Here is an 18,210-nt window from a genome sequence, read left to right as displayed (position 1 = left end):
CCGGCAGGCCGTCATGACCCCTGCCATGACAGCCATCTGGGACGATCTGGGCATAGGGGTAGCCGTGGTGGATGCCAACGGCATCTGCGAATACATGAACCCCATCCAGCGGCGGGTGGACGGATTCGGCAGAATAAACGTGGCAGGGCAGCACATCACTTCGCTGTATGTTCCCCACGAACTGGAGTGCATTCCCACCATCGAATGTCTGCGCACCGGTGAACCCATTCTGAAAAAATCCTATTTTTACAAAACCACTAAAAACTATCTGGCGGGCACCGTTTCCGACTTCTTTCCGTTGTTCAGAAAAGGTCAGAAAGACGGCGTGATAGCTTTTACACTGTGGACGGGTTCCAGACCCATAGTGGAACAGACAGCCCGCCGCGCCGCACAGGCCCGCCCGGCAAAGACTCCGGCCTATTATACGTTTGACAGCATTGCCGGGCAGCACGAGGCCCTGCGCGAAGTACTGGCCGAGGCCCGCGCCGCCGCCGGTTCATCCTCGCACGTCATGATCTGGGGAGAAAGCGGCACAGGCAAAGAGGTGTTCGCACAGGCCATACACTCCGCCAGCAGCCGCAGCGGTCAGCCGCTGGTGGCCGAAAACTGCGCCGCCATTCCCGAAAACCTGCTGGAAGCCATTCTTTTCGGCACTGAAAAAGGAGCTTATACAGACGCTCCGCAAAAAGCCGGACTGCTGGAAGAAGCCAACGGCGGCACGCTGATACTGGACGAACTGAACTCCATGCCACCGGGGCTGCAGGCAAAACTGCTGCGTGTACTGCAGGAAAAACGGGTACGCCGCCTGGGGTCGCACAAAGAAATTCCCGTGGATGTGCGGGTAATCAGCATCCTGAACGAAGCACCTCTGAACGCCGTGGGGCAGGGCGTGCTGCGCAGCGACCTTTTTTACAGACTTGCCGTCATCGGTCTGGCCATTCCGCCGCTGCGCGAGCGTAAAAGCGACATTGCCATGCTTGCGCGGCTCTTTATGGACAATGCCGCGCGCCACCAGCAAAGGCCGCCTGTGGAACTGGATTCCAAGGTTCTGGATATGTTCATGGCGTACGACTGGCCCGGCAACGTACGCGAGCTGCTGCATGTCATCGAAGGCAGCATCGCACTGCTGGGCGACAGAACAACCATCGATGCAGAGCGCCTGCCACGGCATTTCAGAGAGGCATACGCGGGCCGCGACACCTTCCGTCCCGTCTCCCACCCTGCCCAGCCGGAACAGACACTGCCCCTGTCAGCAGGGCAGCCTGCGTTTTATGACTATCGCGACATCAGAAAAACAAGCGTGGTTCCGCTGAAGTCGTGCGTGCAGCAATACGAAGCCGAATGCATCCGTAACGTGCTCAGGGTAACCGGCGGCAATGTGGCCAAGGCGGCGCGCATAATGCAGATAACCGGCGCGGGGCTGCGGTATAAAATCCAGCAGCTGGGTATCGAGGACGAATACCTGGCCTGATGTGCAAAAAAAAGCGGCAGCAGTCACCGGACTGCTGCCGCTTTGCATCCGGCGGTCATAACAGCGAACGCACCAGACAGACTATCCCCGCAAGGGTGATTATGCACAACAGCACACGCCGGAAAACCGCCTGATTGATAAAGCGGACCACAGGAAACGAACAGAGAGTTCCCAGAATGGTGGCGGGAATGCCGTAAGCCGCGTAGCCGAGAACGATATCGGTATACAGCCCGGCAGATGCCTGCAGGATGCATGTCATGGACGCGCGGATAACAAAAAACACGCCCAGAGTGCCCAGAAACACCCGCGGACTCCAGCCTGCGTACAGGCCGTACGCACCCACAGGGGGGCCGTCGAACGAAATGGCCGTGCCCAGCAGGCCCGCGCCGAAACCTGCCGCGCCGCCCCGCGTCCACGATTCGCCGCCGGCCTGTGTAATTCTGCTGTGCTGCTGCCAGTAGACATAAAACAACAGCAGCGCACCGACAGCCCCCTGCAGCACGGAACCGGTGACAACCTGCAGAATAAACAGCCCCGCCAGTGCCCCCGGCACAGAACCGGCAATCATGGGAAGCAGCGCCGGAAAACGGCAGTGCCGGAAATGCATGGCCGCTATACATGAATCCATGACAAGATTGAGTATGCAGCTAAGCGGAATAACTTCTTGTATGGGGATAAAGAGGGCAACAACAGGCACAGATACCATGGCGCCGCCTATACCGCTGACACCGGAAACAAAGCCTCCTATCAGCCACATGCCGAAAACAAGCAGATGTTCGAAATCAGGCATGGTGGTCTCCTGCGATACCGCGGTGGCTGCGGTTTGCCAGTTCGGCTTCGCATTGCGCAAGCGACGCATATCCCAGTTTGTGCATCAGCAGTTCATAACGGTCGCGGGTAAGATTGCGCAGCCCGCGCAACGCCTCCTGCACACACGCGGCATACGCATGCAATGCCGCGCCGGAATACGTCTGCAGCTCGCAGCCGAGATACAGGCAGAAACCTGCGTGCCCTTCCGGCTGCACCACGCGGGGAAACTGCGCAGCCACTTCCCTGCGCCATGCGCTTTCTGCCTGCACTATCTCCGCAATGACCGGATCGTTGTTGCGACGGGGAATCAGTCCCTCCATAAGCGCATATTTTTCCGTCATCAGGTTGCGCCCCTGACGGCGTGCCTGTTCAAGATCGTGCAGATACCGCTGCAGAAAAGTGTCGGAAAGCACGCCGTGGGTGATTTCCCGCATGATGCGGAACGACTCCGGTCTTTCCTGACACGGCGATGTGCCGCCGCGGTTCTGCACTTCAAGAAACATGGCCAGTTCGAGACTGATAATCAGGTCGAGAAGAGTGTCGCGCGTTGTGTTCATCTGGATGCCTTTTTCAGAATGATAAATTGTAGCCGGCCTTCTGCCGCTCATGAGGCACAGCGTTCTACGCCTTTTGCGCACAGTGTCAAAGCGACTCGCGCAGAATATGCCCCCCGTAACCCGTGCCCCCATCCATGCGGAAGAGCAGCAAAAGAAAAAAGGAACATGATCGGGCCGGTGCAAAGCAGATGCCGTGCCCTCCGGCCGTCTCCTGCAAAGCCTGCAGACAGCGCGGTGAATACAACATGCTGTTTTACAAGAAATAAAGAAAAAGCAGAAAGAACAGACAAGCGGGTGCCACACAACACCATGGCAGATGGCCGGGAAAAAAATCTTTCGGCATATAGAGTTTTTTACTGAAAAATAAAAAAATTATTCACCATACAAATAGCAGAAAATAGCAAAACACAAAAAAACTTCATGTTTTCGAATGAATACAACAATCGTGAAGAAATTCACGTATTGGCACCCGAATTGCTTTTCTCCTGTATCCCCGCCTGTTGCTGTCGGCCGGGGAAGAGAATGCAGTGGCTTGGTTCGCCCCCGGGTGTTTGTTGTGTGATGGAGTGCCGTTCAGGTGCCGGATGGAGTGCTGTATTTGCGCTGTTATCAAGCGCCGCTTCTGCGCGGCGCCGATACGGAAAGGCGTTGCCGGGGTACCTTTCCGGAGCTGCAAGTACCTGCCATGAATCAAAAACATGAAGAGATATAATCATGTCACAAGAACAAATCGAACTGACCAAATCGTTTTCTCCGGCCCAGATATGGGCGCTGGCCCTCGGGTCAATCGTCGGCTGGGGATGCTTTGTGCTGCCGGGCGACATGTTTCTGCCCGAGGCGGGCATTCTGGGCACGCTGGCCGGCTTTATGGTCGGGGCATTTCTTATCTGCTTTGTGGCCGTCTGCTACAGCTACATGATTAAATACGCTCCTGTCGCAGGCGGAGCGTTTGCCTATGCCTATGTGGGATTCGGCCCCACAGCGGCGTTCATCTGCGGCTGGGCGCTGGTTCTGGGGTACATTGCCATCATAGGAATCGACGTGGCCGCTCTGGCGCTGATTTTCAGATTCCTCTTTCCGGGCGTGTTTGAGTTCGGCAGGTTATACAGCATTGCCGGATGGGATGTGTACACCGGCGAAGTGGTGCTGATGACCGGGGCAACCCTTCTTTTCGGCTGGCTCAACTACCGCGGCACCACCTTTGCCGGTCAGTTTCAGGTTGTGCTCACCTTTATGCTCACCGCCGGTATCATTTCGCTTTTTGCCGGTTCCGCATCCATGGAAAGTGCCGCAATGGGCAACCTGCTGCCGCTCTTTTCCGAGCACCGCACTCCTCTTGCCTGCGTGCTGATCATTTTCGCCATCTCGCCGTTTCTTTTTGTCGGTTTCGACACCGTTCCGCAGGCGGCCGAAGAATTTTCATTTGACCCAGCGCGCGCCCGCAATATCATGATCATAGCGATCATATGCGGCGTCATTCTGTATTCTCTGGTAACCCTGGCCGTGGCTGTGGCCATTCCCTACCCTGAAATGCTTGCCCGGATGGATGCCATGCGCAACGCAGGAGGCACAGCGTGGGCAACCGGCGAAGTAGCCAGCATGGCCTTTGGCAAGATGGGTGCCGTGGTGCTGGCATGCGCCGTGATGGGCGCCGTATGCACCGGCATCAACGGGTTTTACATCGCCACATCCCGTCTGCTGCTCAGCATGTCGCGCGGGCGCATCCTGCCGGCCTGGTTCGGCGCCATTCACCCTGTATACCGTACCCCGTACAAAGCCATTCTGTTCACCATCGCCGTGGTACTGCTCACGCCTTTTGCCGGCCGCTCGGTTGTGGTGTGGATTGTGGACATGAGCTCGGTAGGCACCGGCATAGGATACCTTTTCACCTGTCTTGCCGCTCGCAGAGTGCTTTCCGGCGGACAGGCCGCCGATGGCTATGCCATGAAAATATTCTGCTGCGGCATGGGTACGCTGGCAGCAGTCATGTCCATAGGTCTGCTGCTGGTACCCGGCTCTCCTGCATACATCAGCGAAGCAGCCCGCTGGTGCCTTGTGGCCTGGGTGGCCATGGGCGTATTCTTCTACTTCACCAACAGAAAAGAATGGGCCAGACTGCCGGAACCCGATATCCGCGAAAGCGTGCTGGGCAGCCGTACCATTCCCGTGTTTTTCAAAGCCCGCGGCACCGCTGCCGCCCCGCTGAAAGGCACAACGGAACAGCAAGAGTCCGCATAGACCACCTGCCCCGTAAAAAAAACAACCCCCTGTCCGCACCGGTGCGGACAGGGGGTTGTTCCGGTATCCCGTAAGGGCAATGACTTCCGTCCTTACCGCCCGCACCGTCAAAGCCTGCAAGCACGGCGCGCCTTGAGCCTGCACGGTCACCGGCAGGCCCGCAGACGGGCTATCCTTGCAGCACCGATGCATAGACGGCTGCGGTTCCGGACACCATAGCATCCCGCGAGAAAGCATCTTTTGCCCGTATAAACGCCTTGTACCCCATAGCGTTACGGAGACCGGAAGAACCCGCCAGCCGGGCTATGAACTCTGCCGCTTCGGCAGGCTGTTGCAGGTCGTAAAGAAAACCTGTTTCCTCATGGCGCACGGCATCCGCATTACCCACAACATTGGTGGCCACCACAGGAACCCCTTCTGACATGGCTTCCAGCACGGCCAGCGGCAAGCCCTCCCAGCGTGAGGTTGACAGGTAGCAGCCTGCCCTTCCTCCATGGCCCGCAAGCTCACCCCTGAGAAATGCTCTTGGAGCCGGTGTATTGCCTGCAAAATGAAACATATGCCCTACTCCGGCAGCAACAGCGGCATTTCTGACCTCCGCTTCGTTACCGCCCGTCCCCAAAATTACAAACCGGCACCGGTCAGAACAACTATGTTCACGCAATGCGAGTGCTACCGGTATAAGCATTTCGGAATTTTTTGCATAATCAAAACGTGACATATGTATAATGGAAAAAAGGCCGGCTTCGTCAATGCCGGCAGGCTGTTCGGGAATGGCCACTCCGTTTGGAACAATATGACAGCGCTGCCTGCTGGCAAACCCTTTCGCAAGCGCCACTTCGGCCTCACCGGCTGAAACGCAGATAAAAGCATCTGTAGCTCTGCGGAGAATTGTTTCCAGCAGCCTGTAACAGGCAGAGGCTGCAAAGCCATACTGAATATGGATTCCATGAAAAGTATGTACGCTTTTGCAGCCGGTCAGCAGCGCAGCGATGCGCCCGTAAAGGCCGGCCCCCTTGCCGTGCGAGTGAACAATATGGATACGGTTGTCACGAATAAATGAAATCACCGCACGCAGGGCGCCGAAGGACACCTTTCTGTGGGGGACATGCACGATATGATCAATACCGACAACACGCTGATATCGTACGATGTACGGAGGTTCATCAGGAGAAGCTATAAAACTGTGTACATGGGCAGGGAGTCCCTGCACCAACTGATAAAGATGTTCGGGTCCGCCGCCCTGCCGGGCGGAAAGAGTGATATGAAGCACATTTACTCTGCCGTTATGACCGGTCATGGATGCCACTCCCTTGTCCAGCCCCTGCGATATCTCCGGATTGGAACAGGGCATTGCGTTTACGGCCGGTGCCGGAAGACATTCACAGCTTTTCTGCACAAAGCCGCCGCCGGTGCAGGCAGCAGTACCACAGCGCAATCCGCGGCAAGGCCTTTCCATGCGCCTGCATGCTTCAGGCACCACACATTTTTCAGCCGGGCCAGCACGGCATAAAACCGCTGGCTGCGCCTTCTGACCTGCGAAATCATCTGCCCGTGAATTCTGCGGCGTGCAAGCGTATCCGGCAGATTGTCCCCTCTTCCTGAACCGAGCAGCTTCAGCCAGAGCGCGTAATCCTGAGCCGTCTTAAAGCGCAGGTCATATCCCCCCGCCGCACAGGCATGTTTTCTGCGGAACATAACCGAGCTGTGGAAAAACGGGTTGAACCGGCATACAGCCTGACGGATATTCTGCCAGCCTGAAATCAAAGCAACATCTTGCGGACCTGCAAATTCACCGGCCCCGTCAACGCAATCATAGGCTGTACCCAGCATTACCAGTGAGGAATCTGCACACATTACTGCATACTGCTTCTCCAGCTTCTCAGGCAGCCACAGGTCGTCTGCATCAATTCTGGCCACCAGAGGAGCTTTTGCATAGGACAAGGCTATATTCAATGCTCTGGTCAGCCCGCCCTTTGCGGCAAGAGTAACCACCCTGACACGCTTGTCGCGTGCCGCATACGCACGCAATATGCGCGGCGTATCATCCGTGGAACCGTCGTCTGCAATGATCAGCTCAAAATCGGAAAAAGTCTGTTGAAGAACAGAATCGACAGCGGCGGATACAAAGGGCTGGCCGTTATGAACGCAAAGCAACACACTGACACGCGGTGTCTGCCCTGAAAAGGTATCGTCCGGCAGACCGGCAACAGGCACCCCCAGCGCCAGACGCTTTAACAGCTGCAGTTCGCTTTCTGCCACGGCCTGCAGACTGTAGCGGTCCATAACCGTTTTACGGGCGGCTGCAGCCATTCTTTCGCGATCATCGGGCGACAATGCCATAGCCCGGCGCAATGCGTCAGCAAGAGACGCCGCATCGCTTCCGGAAGCGACAATGCCGTTGCGGCCATCTGCAATAACCTCTGAACTGCCCTCAACAGGCGTAACGATACATATACAACCGCAGGACATCGCCTCCAGCAGCGCCTTGGGCAGCCCCTCGTACAGAGAAGGCAAAACAAAAAAACGGGCATGGCGCAAAGCCTCAGCCAGCACGTTCTGGCTGACGACCCCGTGAAAAACCACATCGGCGCCTGCTGTGCGGGCGCACCCCTCAAGCTGTGCCAGCAAAGCCCCCCCGCCGTAGACATCCAGCCCTGCGCCCGTTTCTGCAACGGCCCCGATCAGCGCTTCAACGTTCTTCTGTGCGTTCAGACGGCCGGCAAACAACATACGGCAACATGTTTTGCGCGCAGGAACAAACCTGCCTGTATCAACATAGTTGGGAATACAGAAAGCCCGCCGGACCGCATAATTTGAGACAATATGATCATAATCAGCATAAGAGGTCACAGAAGCCGCATCTGCAAAGCGATACACAATCGCTTCGACAACACAGTAAAAAATGTGCTGTACAGAGCGCGCACCTTTTTCTCTTTTTCTGAAAAGCGACGCAGTATACCCTGTGCGTGCAAAAAAACGCTTGCCGAACAACATCTTGGCCAGCAAGGGAGTCCATGCGCCGTCCATCTGGTTAGACTTCACCACTGCGACGTGGCGTATGATGCGGCGGCAGAAGACGGGCGCGGCCAAAGAATACACGGCACGCCCGAGTGCAGAGGCGAACAGGGCAGGCATAGGCAGCACTGTAAGATTTTCGGGCAGCCTGCCCGCACGCTGCAGTCCGGCCGCCAGTTCTCCATCATCTTTGCCGTATGTGATCCAATAAATATGCTCAATATCTTCTGAATCAAGCAGTCTGGCATATACCGCAGTTTCTCTATCCAGCAATCCGGAAGAATTCCAATCAGCAAGTGAAATGCCGCGGGAGAAAAAAAGAGCCAGCTTCATAAGATCCTACAATATTTTCTTGAAACAGAAAAAACAGTCTCAGCGGCCCGAGACTTTATGACGCAATCCGGCTTTTACTACCCGCAGCAGAAAAAAAGCCTTTCTTTTTTTCCGGCTCCAAAAACCACCGCAATCTGCAACTGTGACCGATTGCATGAAGTTACGGTAGCGCTCGACAACTTCCCCGAAAGAAAGACAGCAAATTCCGCTGCGGTACCTGTGGTAATGGCTCCTCAAGGTATCAAACATCTGAGGGAGCTGCGCGTCATCATCGAAAAGCAGCCCTCCGTTTCCAACCAGCTCAGGGTTTGATGAACCATTAAAGGCAACGACCGGCAACCTGCAATGCAGCGCCTCCAGCAGCGCGTTGGAACAGCATTCCACCTTGGAAGGGAAAAAGAATGCATGATGCCCGCGCAGCGCCTGCGGAACGTCTTCATGCGGGACAGGCGGATGCACCTTTATATTTTTCAGTTTGCCGGGCAGCCGCCCATAAAAATTAATTTCGTACCGTGAAAAATCGAGAGTGCCATCAAGCCGTTCCAGCGAGGCAAAGCCTTTATTCACATTACGTGACCAGCTGCTGCAAAAAACACGAAACGGTGTTTCACCGGACAACGGAAGAGCGTTTCCGGGAAAAAACAAGTCCGGATCAGGGGCGTTGTGGATAATTTCGTACTGCTCCGGCGGTGCAAGCCCAAGCTCCATATTGCGCCGGTAGCTCCACGCTGACTGGAAAATAACGCCGTCAGCATATAACTCATCCAGCGCGTTTGCCGAAAAATGTCTCGGATCGGTGGGGGTGTTATAGTCCACTATGGGGCCATCGATTCTGTGCACCAGCGGGATGCCCGGAAACTTTTCTTTAAGCCGTATGACCCGCCGGTAATCATGATGGCTGTTGCACAAAAAGACTGTCGCATCTTCCGGCCTTGAGGCAATCTGCCCCGAACGCGCCAGAGCACGATAAAGCGCATTCAGAAACTTCATGCCGCCACCGCCGTGCTGCTCCATTGCCGGCACGGCAAAATAAACCCTTATCATACCGGATGCTCTTTTCTGGCAACAATCAATGTGCCGGTAGTAAAATCTGCAAGCTGCGGCAACATCTTTGCAACCGGTCCGTCCAGCCGGACACACAACGTGTCCCCCCGTGCATCACCATCTCGCAGCTATAAAAGGATAACGCCGCGTCGTTGCCGATAATCCGTACTCTTTTCTTTACTCTGACCTCTCCCTCGCACGAAGTTTTTGGGACTACGTGCAGTGCTGCAAATTCCACGATTTCCGGTAAAAAGGCATTACCCGGCAGAACAAAAAAAATCACCGACATTCCAGGCCATTGCTGAAAAATATCCTTTGATCGCACTATATCTTGTTTGCAATGTTCCAGAGGCCGCATGACTGTGAACTCCCGGAGATTGGGCGATTAGTGTAAAATTTTTTGTGATGTTCTGCGCCTGCAGGTAGCTGCGCCGATAATCCCGGAAGTACCGTGTTCTGAAAATTTACATAGCGCAACGGGAAGCACCACATTGTGATGCAATAAGCTCTCTTGCGGTCTGAATCCAGAGCTGGCGCTCACGCAACCCGACAAAACGCCGCAAGGCAGGAGCCACAACAGGGACGGAAAGAACTTTAAAATACTTTGCCGCCCCAACGGTGCTCCCCCTCCCGAAGTGGGATGCAATCAAAGCATCATTGTGCCAGTATTCGGTACAGACAACGCGATTGAAAGCCCCTCCCTTCCAGTCGCGCGTAGACCGAGGAGAGAACACCTTGGCAGTCAATCGAGCTTCACGAAATTTATGACGTATTTCCCAACCTGTATCATAACCGACTGTCTCTTTACCTTCGATCGGTACAAATTTGCAGTTCAGTTCTCTTAATGTATCAGTCTTATACATAGTAGCATACATCAGCGGGAAATCTATATATCTATATGGAGCGCTAAAAGCATGCGGCGTACCAACGGCATGGCAGTCGCCATTTAGCTCATCTATCATTGTAAAGCCCCTGAATTGTTGGACGCTGTTTTGCACAAAATTCACGCCGCCTCCGCCAGGGGCATGTATCCGGCACGAACCTTGGCCGGAGTGGCATAGCCATGTCGCTGAAGCAGCCAATGCTGGTTGAACCGTTCTTTGAACTCAAGCAGCGCTTGGCGGAGCTCCTCGACGGTATCGAAGGTTCGCACCCACAGCAGCTGCTCCTTCAAGGTTCGGATAAACCGCTCAGCCACGCCGTTGCCCTCTGGTGCCCGAACGAAGCTGGGACTCGATTCAATGCCGAGAAACCGAAGCTCCTGCTGGAAGGCATGACTCATGTACTGCGCACCATGGTCGTGACGCAGCACCAAGCCCTTGGCAATGCCTCCTGCCAAAGGACCATAGAGATCCCGAACGCCTTGGTGGATCGGCTCCAAGGCCTCGAAACGTGTGCCAGGACGCGCGGCATGGATGCCGACCACATCACCCACAAAGTGATCTACAGCCACAAAAACTGTCGCCGTTCCCTCTCGACGGGTATGGATCTGAGTGGCATCGGTGCCCCACATCCGGTTAGGGCCATCGGGGATGATTGAACCGTCGTGCGCTCTGGGACCTCGGTCGGAACCCATCCTGTGTGGCGCCTGCAGGCCGTGCTGACGCATCAGGCGCCGAACCCGCTCCTTTGAAACCGGGATGCCATGGTGCCTCAGCCGTGCCCATACCTTGCGATAGCCCTCGCCCCGAAACCCCAAGGACTCAGCATCGGCCAGCATCTCGCGAACCTTCTCTAGCAGGACATCGTCAGCAACCATGGGCCGGCGTCCCCGACGGTGGAACTTGGCTGGCTGCTGCGCGCGTACCCGGCGCGCATAGTCGGTGGAGCGGGGTACTCCCCACAACCGGCACACCCGGGCCCTGCCATACGTACGCCGTGCGGAGACCGAGCAGGCCCTGCTCACAGATTCGATCTCCGCTTGGGAAAAGGGAGCTCGCCCTCATGCCGGGCAATCCGCATCTCCAGCAGCTCCTTGTCCATCATCAGCTCTCCCACCAGGCGCTTGGCTCGCCTGAGCTCTTTCTCCAGCGCATTGACTTTCGGGTCATCCGTACGTCGCTTCAAAGCCGCCATACCGCCTTCAAGGAACTCCTCTCGCCACCGGGACAACACCGATGCCGGCTGCCCTGTCTCCCGGCTCAGCGTATCCAGGCCTTCACCTCGCAGAAGCCTCAAAACCACTTCCTGCTTACGCTTTGCCGACCAACGTTTCACCGACTTCTCACTCATGGACACCTCCTGTCACTCTCTCTGCAACCAAATGTGTGTCCAATTTATTCGAGGGGCAACCCATCATAATTTTGTCCCATCCATACTGCAAAAAACACGCATCTGCATCCATGACTGTCACATATGGCGTCCTGACATATGGCAGCATGGCATCAAGAGCTCCTCCGTGTGCAAGACTCGGCGTCATAGTCTGCTTGCGTGGCAGCACAAGCGTATTGTCATACAGGGAACACATCCGCATTAATCTGGCGACATCAGAGGGGTGCGAACCGTTATCCGTTATGATGATTTCACCGGTGCACTCTGAAAGTCTGGCAACACATTCCAGAATAAGCGAGACAAAACGCGAAGAGTTATAATTAACGACGATTACTGTATTCATTTCTTAAAATATGCTGTCATTCTACTGGTTAAACCCATCCGGGCGGCTATAAAGACTGCCGGTTTGATCAGCAGTTTGCGGACCAGACGGGCATGCACTAGTTTAGAAAGATACACATTTTTCTTATATTCAAAGGGAGCCACAAAGTCGCGATCGACATGGTGGAAAACAATTTCCGTGCATTGAAGTCCGCTTTTTTCGCCCGCCATTCTAAGCGTTTGTGGTGTAAAATGCGACAAATGACATGGGGCATGCAGAGTATAGGCGAATTGCGCATGCAATTTACTCTCAAAACCGGCAAAGTTTGGAACACTGACAATCAGCACACCGTCATTCTTTAACAAAGCCGAAGCTTTCTGCAGCACTTTGACAGGGGTATGGCAATGCTCCAAAGACATATTCAACGTAATCACATCAAAAAAGGAATCCTGCCACGGAGCTGTTGCAATAGTCCCGTTATGAACATTACCTGTACCACAGACCTGCATAGCCACCTCGGCGGCAGCGGCGTGCGGTTCAATACCATATACACTCCAGCCGTATGCCGCCATTTTTGACAGGTACCGTCCATACGAACAACCGACGTCGAGCAGACGTCCACCGGAGACAAAAGGAGGTATCCCGGTAATTTTAGCCCGCAGAGCACAATACGGCCGCAAAACCTTGCTTAAAAACGGCCTGTCACCGCCTGTTGATGGATAGCCGAGAACGTCAGCGAGGTAGCTCTCAAAAAGAATATCCATAGGACCGGGGTCCTGCGGCGCGGCAGGGCTGAAATATCCTGCCGAATCAGGATAGAAGTGCCCGATTGTATCTTCCGTAGGGCGTGGATTTGTATAGACAAAACCACAACTCCGGCACCGGACAACTGCAAAGTCACCAGCCAGCCCGTTGTAATGATCGTGAACATGGCTGTACACCGTGCTGCTGTCCGCTTCACCACAAAGCGGACATGGAACATCCTCAAGCATGTAGCCGGTCAGGCACTGAGGGCCGTGTGTCGTTTTCGTCTGCAATGGCTTTCCTTAAACAGCGTTCAAAAAAGGGGGCTGGCTCAGCGCCCGAGCATACCGGAAAAAAAGCGCTGCCATAGTGAGAGCTGAGCGCCATAGGAGTTTTGGCATGCGGTAACCAAGCCTCTTTCTTTGAATAAACAAGAAATTTCGCTATCTTCATACAATGCGACAATAAAAGCGGTCAACTCTTCCGGAGAAAACCCGGACGCCAGCAGGCCATTCACGCCGGACCGGATCAGGTGGCTCGCTTGCCCGACGGGGGTGGAAACAACAGGTACTCCTGTAGCCATGGATTCCAACACCGCCTTGGGGCCGCCCTCTTCTCTGGAAGAAACCAGATAGGCGTCAAGAGCATGGTAACACGCCGGCAATTCTTTAAAATTCTGTAAAAACAAATGGCGGTACGGAATGCCGAGCCTGTCCAGTTGCGCTTTGACGTATCCCCGTGCGGGTCCTGTCAGAAGCACCCATAACTCAGGAATTCTCTGTTTTGCCATTGCGAGTGTCTCGACCAGAATATCCGGTCCCTTGATTCTTTTCGGGACCAACCCGTCACCCCAGCCGACTCCGTCTTTTTGAAACGACCCCACCAGAAAAGCAGCATCGGGGATGCCTAGCCGCTCTCTGGCCGCTGCGCGAAGCTCGTCAGTCACGGCAGTAAAAAGTTCAGTATCAATTCCGATCGGAATCATATGCAGCTTTTCTTCAGCCACACCCTGCTCCAGCAAAACATCGCGGATGCGCTGGTGGGTCACCTGAATACGTGCAATTTTATGATGATATCGACGCAGGGAAGCCAGACATCGGTCGGCAATTTCATCACTGCCGGGATACCCGTGGTAATAGGCCATAGCCACCCTGTTCATGCCGTGGAGGTGCAGACCCGGCTGCAAAAGAAAGTACTTGCTTAAATAAAAAAGGGGCTGTCTGAACACACCGGCCCAGTGAGCGGTGCGCACGGGAAAATTCAGCCGTTGGCAGATCTTATGAACTTCTTCAACATCGCAGGCCAGCGACCATGCGTCTTTATCAGAAACTATGGTCAGTTCGCTGAACGGCGCAGATGTTAATGAATAACGAATGTTGGCGCCCAGTTGCTTCAGCTTGGATTTAGCGCTCATCATGCGGCCGACCGTCAAAAAGCTCCAGGCAATTGTGCCCCTGAGGCATTGAGCAAAGAGGAACCGCTTCACAAAACAGCTCGCCAAAGTGCAATGCAAGACTCTTACACTCCAGCCCGGCAGATGCAAGCTCTTCTAAAAACTCAGAAACATAATACTCTGTCTCGTGCGTCGGGTCCAACTTCCAGCTGACTCCCCGCTCCTTTTTAAAAACGGAAATCGAATCACGAGAAAGAAGCGGAACGCGTATTAAAAAGCGCGGTCCGGAATTCCAGTGAGTCGCAATGACAAGCTGCCGCAAAAAAGAAACCCTCTGGTCAATGTGCTCCAGAACATTCGACAGCACAATCACATCCACAGGCTCTTCGCAGGCCCAGCTGGTTGCATCGGCCTGCACAAACCGGACGTTATCTTTCTTGAAGGGGTTCCTTTCAGCCCCCGCAATTTTAGCGGCGTCGATGTCAACAGCAGTTACCCGGCGAGCATACCGTGCCATGGCTCCGGCCAGTTCGCCTTTACCGCATCCTGCATCCAGCACATGTTCAGAACCGCCGATGCGCTTAGTGAACCATGAATGATACGCGGTGATCCGGTGCTTGGGGTGCTGCCCGGAAGATTCCCGTACAGCAAGGCGACTTGCATATGAGTAACACGCAGAATGCAGGCCCAAAAAGCAATCCAGCAGCAAGCCTCTGACGGCGGGAAAACGATCAAGCAGTTTGCCTAGTGACATTCACTGACTCCATGCGGGAAGGTCGAACCGAGTACTGTCCGCAAAGCGTCCTCCATATGTGCAGAGTCCGTTTCGTAAGGGGTGGTCTGTAACTGCGCAGTACAGCACTGCAATATCCCCCTCACCAATGATTGTGCATCCGGGGTATAGGTCATCTCACCGCGCTCGATATATTCTTTATAGATATCCTGACCTATTGAAGAAGTGGTGAAGCCTTTTTTGCCGAAACAAAGCCCTTCCACAAGCAACGTGCTGACCGTGGCAACAACACAATCGGCCATACCTATGGCGTCAAAAACAGGCATCGAAGAGGCCTGCCGGACTTCACAGTTCAACAGCCCCCTATGTAACAGATGTTCTTCTATGGGATCGACAAATTCCGGAAGATTCTTTGTGGGGTGCAGGCGGAGCAGCCAGAAGACAGAGTCCGGGCTTTCCTGCAATGCATTCAGAATAACCTCTGGAAAGATTTCGCCTTCGGGATAGACTGCAACAAGAGCAATCTTTTTGCCTCTGGCTTTATCGCGTAATTCATCGAAGTTCGCTGAGAGCACAACGCCTTTTTTCTCTTTTATCTTTTTTAAAAATAAATTCCCTCCGACTACGGGCTGATGCGGTGTGTGTCCGAACCACTTGCGAATGACATCTGCATTAGTTTTATGCCAGACCCAGAAAAAATCAGGATACAAGTGATATCCATGCTGATCAGTATGGTAATAAGTGTACTGATAGTCATACACTCCCTGAAGCCCGTGCTGATAATCAACAGAGGGTATTCCTGCAATTTTGCACGCCATGTTAAGTGCCATGGAGACTTCGTGGTATGTTCTTGTGTGGAAGACACATTTCACACCACTTGCAGTGAGTACATCAGCAAAAGCAGAGGCAAGCGTTTTTATTTTAAAAAAGTCATTGATGATGTCAAAAGGCGAAAGCGTGATACCAAAAAAGTTGTAAACATCATCCACCAGCTTGCGTACGGCTTTAGCTTCGCCACGGCTGATTCTGGCCAGCCGCACTTTTTGCAACCGGGTAAACTGGATACCGGGAAAAACCCTTTCCGCGGCAGCAGGGGGTATACCGGCTTCAGTTACCTTTACAGCCGATATTGCGGCATCGCTGACACACTCACAAAAGGAATCGGGAAGCCGGGCGTATTTTCCACCCGGAGTGTCAAAGTAGGCAAAGCGGCTTGTATTAAAAAAAAGGATATCTGCATCTGGCGAGTCTGAAAAAACTACTCTGTAATTTGCCTTGAAGATTACACAAGAGGTCACAGAAAACACCAATCTGCGGATTTTTTTACCAGCAGAGTCTTTGAGCACCGACTTGTTTTTGCGATAAACCGCATCGTTGCGCGCGTATAGCTCAGAAAGAATTGCCGACCGGAACAAAAGCCATACAGAAATTCCGCCGACAGTTACAGCCTGCGGAGAGTAAGACTTTTCAAACTCATATACAGCCAGAAGATTTTTTTTAACAAACTGCAAGCCCATGCGTTACTCCGGCCTACTTTCTGGCTTCACCCACAAGAAACTCAAAATACTCTGCTCCGTTCTGATAAATTCTGCCTACCCGTTCCAGCTTTTCAAGCGTCAGGCCCGCACAACCCAGCTGCTCACGGATTGACGCATCTGAAAAACGGAACGGATAATCTTGACCAAAAAAAGCTGCAATTTCAGGATTTTTCAGCCCGTCGAGAGTATATTCATCGATAAAATTATTCGGTCCCGGTTTTATATACGCATCTGATGCAGTGGAGGGAGTGTAAAAAAAGAAAATACCTCCGGGCTTAAGAACCCTACTGATACTGAGCAGGCACGTTTCAAATGCAGCAAGGGGGAGACAATTTGCTGAAAAGACATCAATGACAACATCAAAATAAGATTCTTCAAAAGGAAGATCCGTCATATCGCCGCAAAACAGTCGGGCCGAAACCCCTTTCGCCTGCAGAACATTGCGCCCGACAGCCAGACCCTCACTAGAAAGATCAATACCGTAAGTATCAAACCCTTCCTGAGCCAGCATCCAAAGATTAGCGCACGAACCACAACCCAGTTCAAGAATACGTATACTTTGGCGTTCAAGACATGTTGTGGAATTCAACCAATTACGTCCGATAAACCGGCACAACTCTTCATTCGGATATCTTCGCTGAGCTTTGACACCTTCTTTGCTATAGATATCATCATAAAAACAACATGTTCTGCTTTCTTTCACGTTACCCATAACACATCTCCACACCTGCATAGTTATGATCTAACAAGTCATATGACGCACTTGATACGAAACCGTGGTATAATATTTCCGCCAAAGCCCCGCTTAAACTCTCCGATATTAAATTCTTTCTCTGTACCCGTGCTTACTCCGCTAAAAAAAGTCTCCCCGACCTCAATAGATGCACAGCCAATTTGTTTCGCAAACAGTATGCCTTGCCACAACACTGCATGAGAAATCGGCTTGGGAAACAGTGACCTGTCATAAGCACCGACACCGTAATAACAGACTTCATTGTTATGTAAGAACAACGCAGCTCCTACAAGATCATGTGAGATACGCGCCCGGACTACAAACGCAAATCCAGCGGCAACCATTTCACAATGCCTTTTCCACGTATCAATAGAGCGTGTTTCCCTCTTCGACTCACGAATGTGCAGCAGCCTGAATTCGTTGAACTCGTCCCATGAAACATTCCCTGAATGAAGCAAATCAATATCCATCGTGCGATTCCCTTTATGAATCATCGATTTATATCGTTTGCGAACTTCTGAAAAAAGACTTTCCACACTACGTTTTCCGTCAATAACAACATTAAAACTGGTATCAATGCCTGCACCATTGCGAAGCATACTTTGTGCTATTTTTGGAAACTGACTGTCACAAACAAGATGATCAGCAGAATAGCCCGCGTAATCATTCATCAGATGGGCAAAATGTTTTTCCATCATCGCATCAGCGGCGCGCTGAACATCAATCGAACCAGTTACAAAGACAGTTATAAAAGGAATTCCGAACGCATCAATCGTTCTTTGATCATCAGGACCATGCCCCGCACTGATAATACATTTTGCAACAAGCGTATCCGCATCAAAAACACCAAAACTCAGATCTGTAAAATCCCAATCACACAATCGCACTTTTCTATATTGCAGGTTAACAGGAAGGTATACAGGCGATGGCAGGCTGCTGCTGTTCGCGATGTCTAAAGAATCAAGCGGGCATATTTTCAACAAGACAAAATCCTCTCTCTACATC

Annotated in this window: 15 protein-coding genes and 1 pseudogene; 2 read left to right on the top strand and 14 right to left on the bottom strand. The window is 53.1% G+C overall.

The features are described 5' to 3' along the window. Positions 1-13: 13 nt before the first annotated feature. Positions 14-1,471 (top strand): sigma-54 interaction domain-containing protein, encoded by a 1,458-nt coding sequence (locus ACZ5D1_RS03365; RefSeq protein ID WP_464555914.1) that lies wholly within the window; start codon positions 14-16, stop codon positions 1,469-1,471. Positions 1,472-1,526: 55 nt separating this feature from the next. On the opposite strand, the gene ACZ5D1_RS03360 is transcribed toward ACZ5D1_RS03365, so the two are convergent. Next, on the bottom strand, positions 1,527-2,261 hold the full coding sequence (locus ACZ5D1_RS03360; protein ID WP_464555913.1) for a sulfite exporter TauE/SafE family protein: 735 nt from the start codon (positions 2,259-2,261) through the stop codon (positions 1,527-1,529). After that, on the bottom strand, positions 2,254-2,889 hold the full coding sequence (locus ACZ5D1_RS03355) for a DUF4125 family protein (protein ID WP_464555911.1): 636 nt from the start codon (positions 2,887-2,889) through the stop codon (positions 2,254-2,256). The genes ACZ5D1_RS03360 and ACZ5D1_RS03355 overlap by 8 nt, the downstream gene beginning before the upstream one ends. Positions 2,890-3,552: 663 nt before the next feature. Between ACZ5D1_RS03355 and ACZ5D1_RS03350 the strand changes: the two genes are divergently transcribed. Further along, positions 3,553-5,076, top strand: coding sequence for an APC family permease (locus tag ACZ5D1_RS03350; RefSeq protein ID WP_034618681.1), 1,524 nt, complete (start codon positions 3,553-3,555; stop codon positions 5,074-5,076). A gap of 169 nt (positions 5,077-5,245) precedes the next feature. Here ACZ5D1_RS03350 and ACZ5D1_RS03345 read toward each other — a convergent pair whose 3' ends face one another. From ACZ5D1_RS03345 to ACZ5D1_RS03290, 12 genes and pseudogenes are all read right to left on the bottom strand, one after another. Beyond that, positions 5,246-6,430 (bottom strand): glycosyltransferase family 4 protein, encoded by a 1,185-nt coding sequence (locus tag ACZ5D1_RS03345; protein WP_464555910.1) that lies wholly within the window; start codon positions 6,428-6,430, stop codon positions 5,246-5,248. A gap of 5 nt (positions 6,431-6,435) precedes the next feature. After that, positions 6,436-8,427 (bottom strand): glycosyltransferase, encoded by a 1,992-nt coding sequence (locus ACZ5D1_RS03340; RefSeq protein ID WP_464555908.1) that lies wholly within the window; start codon positions 8,425-8,427, stop codon positions 6,436-6,438. A 39-nt stretch (positions 8,428-8,466) separates the two neighbouring features. After that, positions 8,467-9,417 carry a glycosyltransferase family 4 protein gene (locus ACZ5D1_RS03335; RefSeq protein ID WP_464555906.1) on the bottom strand — a complete coding sequence of 317 codons (951 nt, stop codon included), beginning with the start codon at positions 9,415-9,417 and terminating at the stop codon, positions 8,467-8,469. A gap of 518 nt (positions 9,418-9,935) precedes the next feature. Next, positions 9,936-10,478 (bottom strand): hypothetical protein, encoded by a 543-nt coding sequence (locus ACZ5D1_RS03330; protein WP_464555904.1) that lies wholly within the window; start codon positions 10,476-10,478, stop codon positions 9,936-9,938. After that, positions 10,475-11,703 (bottom strand): annotated as a pseudogene (locus tag ACZ5D1_RS03325) (IS3 family transposase). Before ACZ5D1_RS03325 ends, ACZ5D1_RS03330 begins: the two are co-directional and overlap by 4 nt. Further along, positions 11,696-12,085 (bottom strand): glycosyltransferase, encoded by a 390-nt coding sequence (locus ACZ5D1_RS03320; protein ID WP_464555902.1) that lies wholly within the window; start codon positions 12,083-12,085, stop codon positions 11,696-11,698. Before ACZ5D1_RS03320 ends, ACZ5D1_RS03325 begins: the two are co-directional and overlap by 8 nt. Further along, positions 12,082-13,101: a class I SAM-dependent methyltransferase gene (locus ACZ5D1_RS03315; RefSeq protein WP_464555900.1), complete on the bottom strand. Its 1,020-nt coding sequence runs from the start codon at positions 13,099-13,101 to the stop codon at positions 12,082-12,084. Before ACZ5D1_RS03315 ends, ACZ5D1_RS03320 begins: the two co-directional genes overlap by 4 nt. 38 nt (positions 13,102-13,139) lie before the next feature. Continuing rightward, positions 13,140-14,225 (bottom strand): glycosyltransferase family 4 protein, encoded by a 1,086-nt coding sequence (locus ACZ5D1_RS03310; protein WP_464555899.1) that lies wholly within the window; start codon positions 14,223-14,225, stop codon positions 13,140-13,142. Further along, positions 14,212-14,955: a class I SAM-dependent methyltransferase gene (locus ACZ5D1_RS03305; RefSeq protein WP_464555897.1), complete on the bottom strand. Its 744-nt coding sequence runs from the start codon at positions 14,953-14,955 to the stop codon at positions 14,212-14,214. Before ACZ5D1_RS03305 ends, ACZ5D1_RS03310 begins: the two co-directional genes overlap by 14 nt. Next, complete coding sequence (locus ACZ5D1_RS03300; RefSeq protein WP_464555896.1) at positions 14,946-16,451, bottom strand: hypothetical protein; 1,506 nt, start codon at positions 16,449-16,451, stop codon at positions 14,946-14,948. The genes ACZ5D1_RS03305 and ACZ5D1_RS03300 overlap by 10 nt, the downstream gene beginning before the upstream one ends. A gap of 13 nt (positions 16,452-16,464) precedes the next feature. Further along, on the bottom strand, positions 16,465-17,184 hold the full coding sequence (locus ACZ5D1_RS03295) for a class I SAM-dependent methyltransferase (RefSeq protein WP_464555895.1): 720 nt from the start codon (positions 17,182-17,184) through the stop codon (positions 16,465-16,467). Between the two features lie 38 nt (positions 17,185-17,222). Continuing rightward, entirely contained in the window at positions 17,223-18,188 is a 966-nt protein-coding gene (locus tag ACZ5D1_RS03290) for a hypothetical protein (RefSeq protein WP_464555893.1), read from the bottom strand. Positions 18,189-18,210 lie beyond the last annotated feature (22 nt).

The sequence above is a fragment of the Oleidesulfovibrio vietnamensis genome (assembly GCF_055388115.1).
The sequence above is the reverse complement of the archived record's forward strand: the minus strand, read 5'-3'. Positions and strand labels throughout refer to the sequence as shown.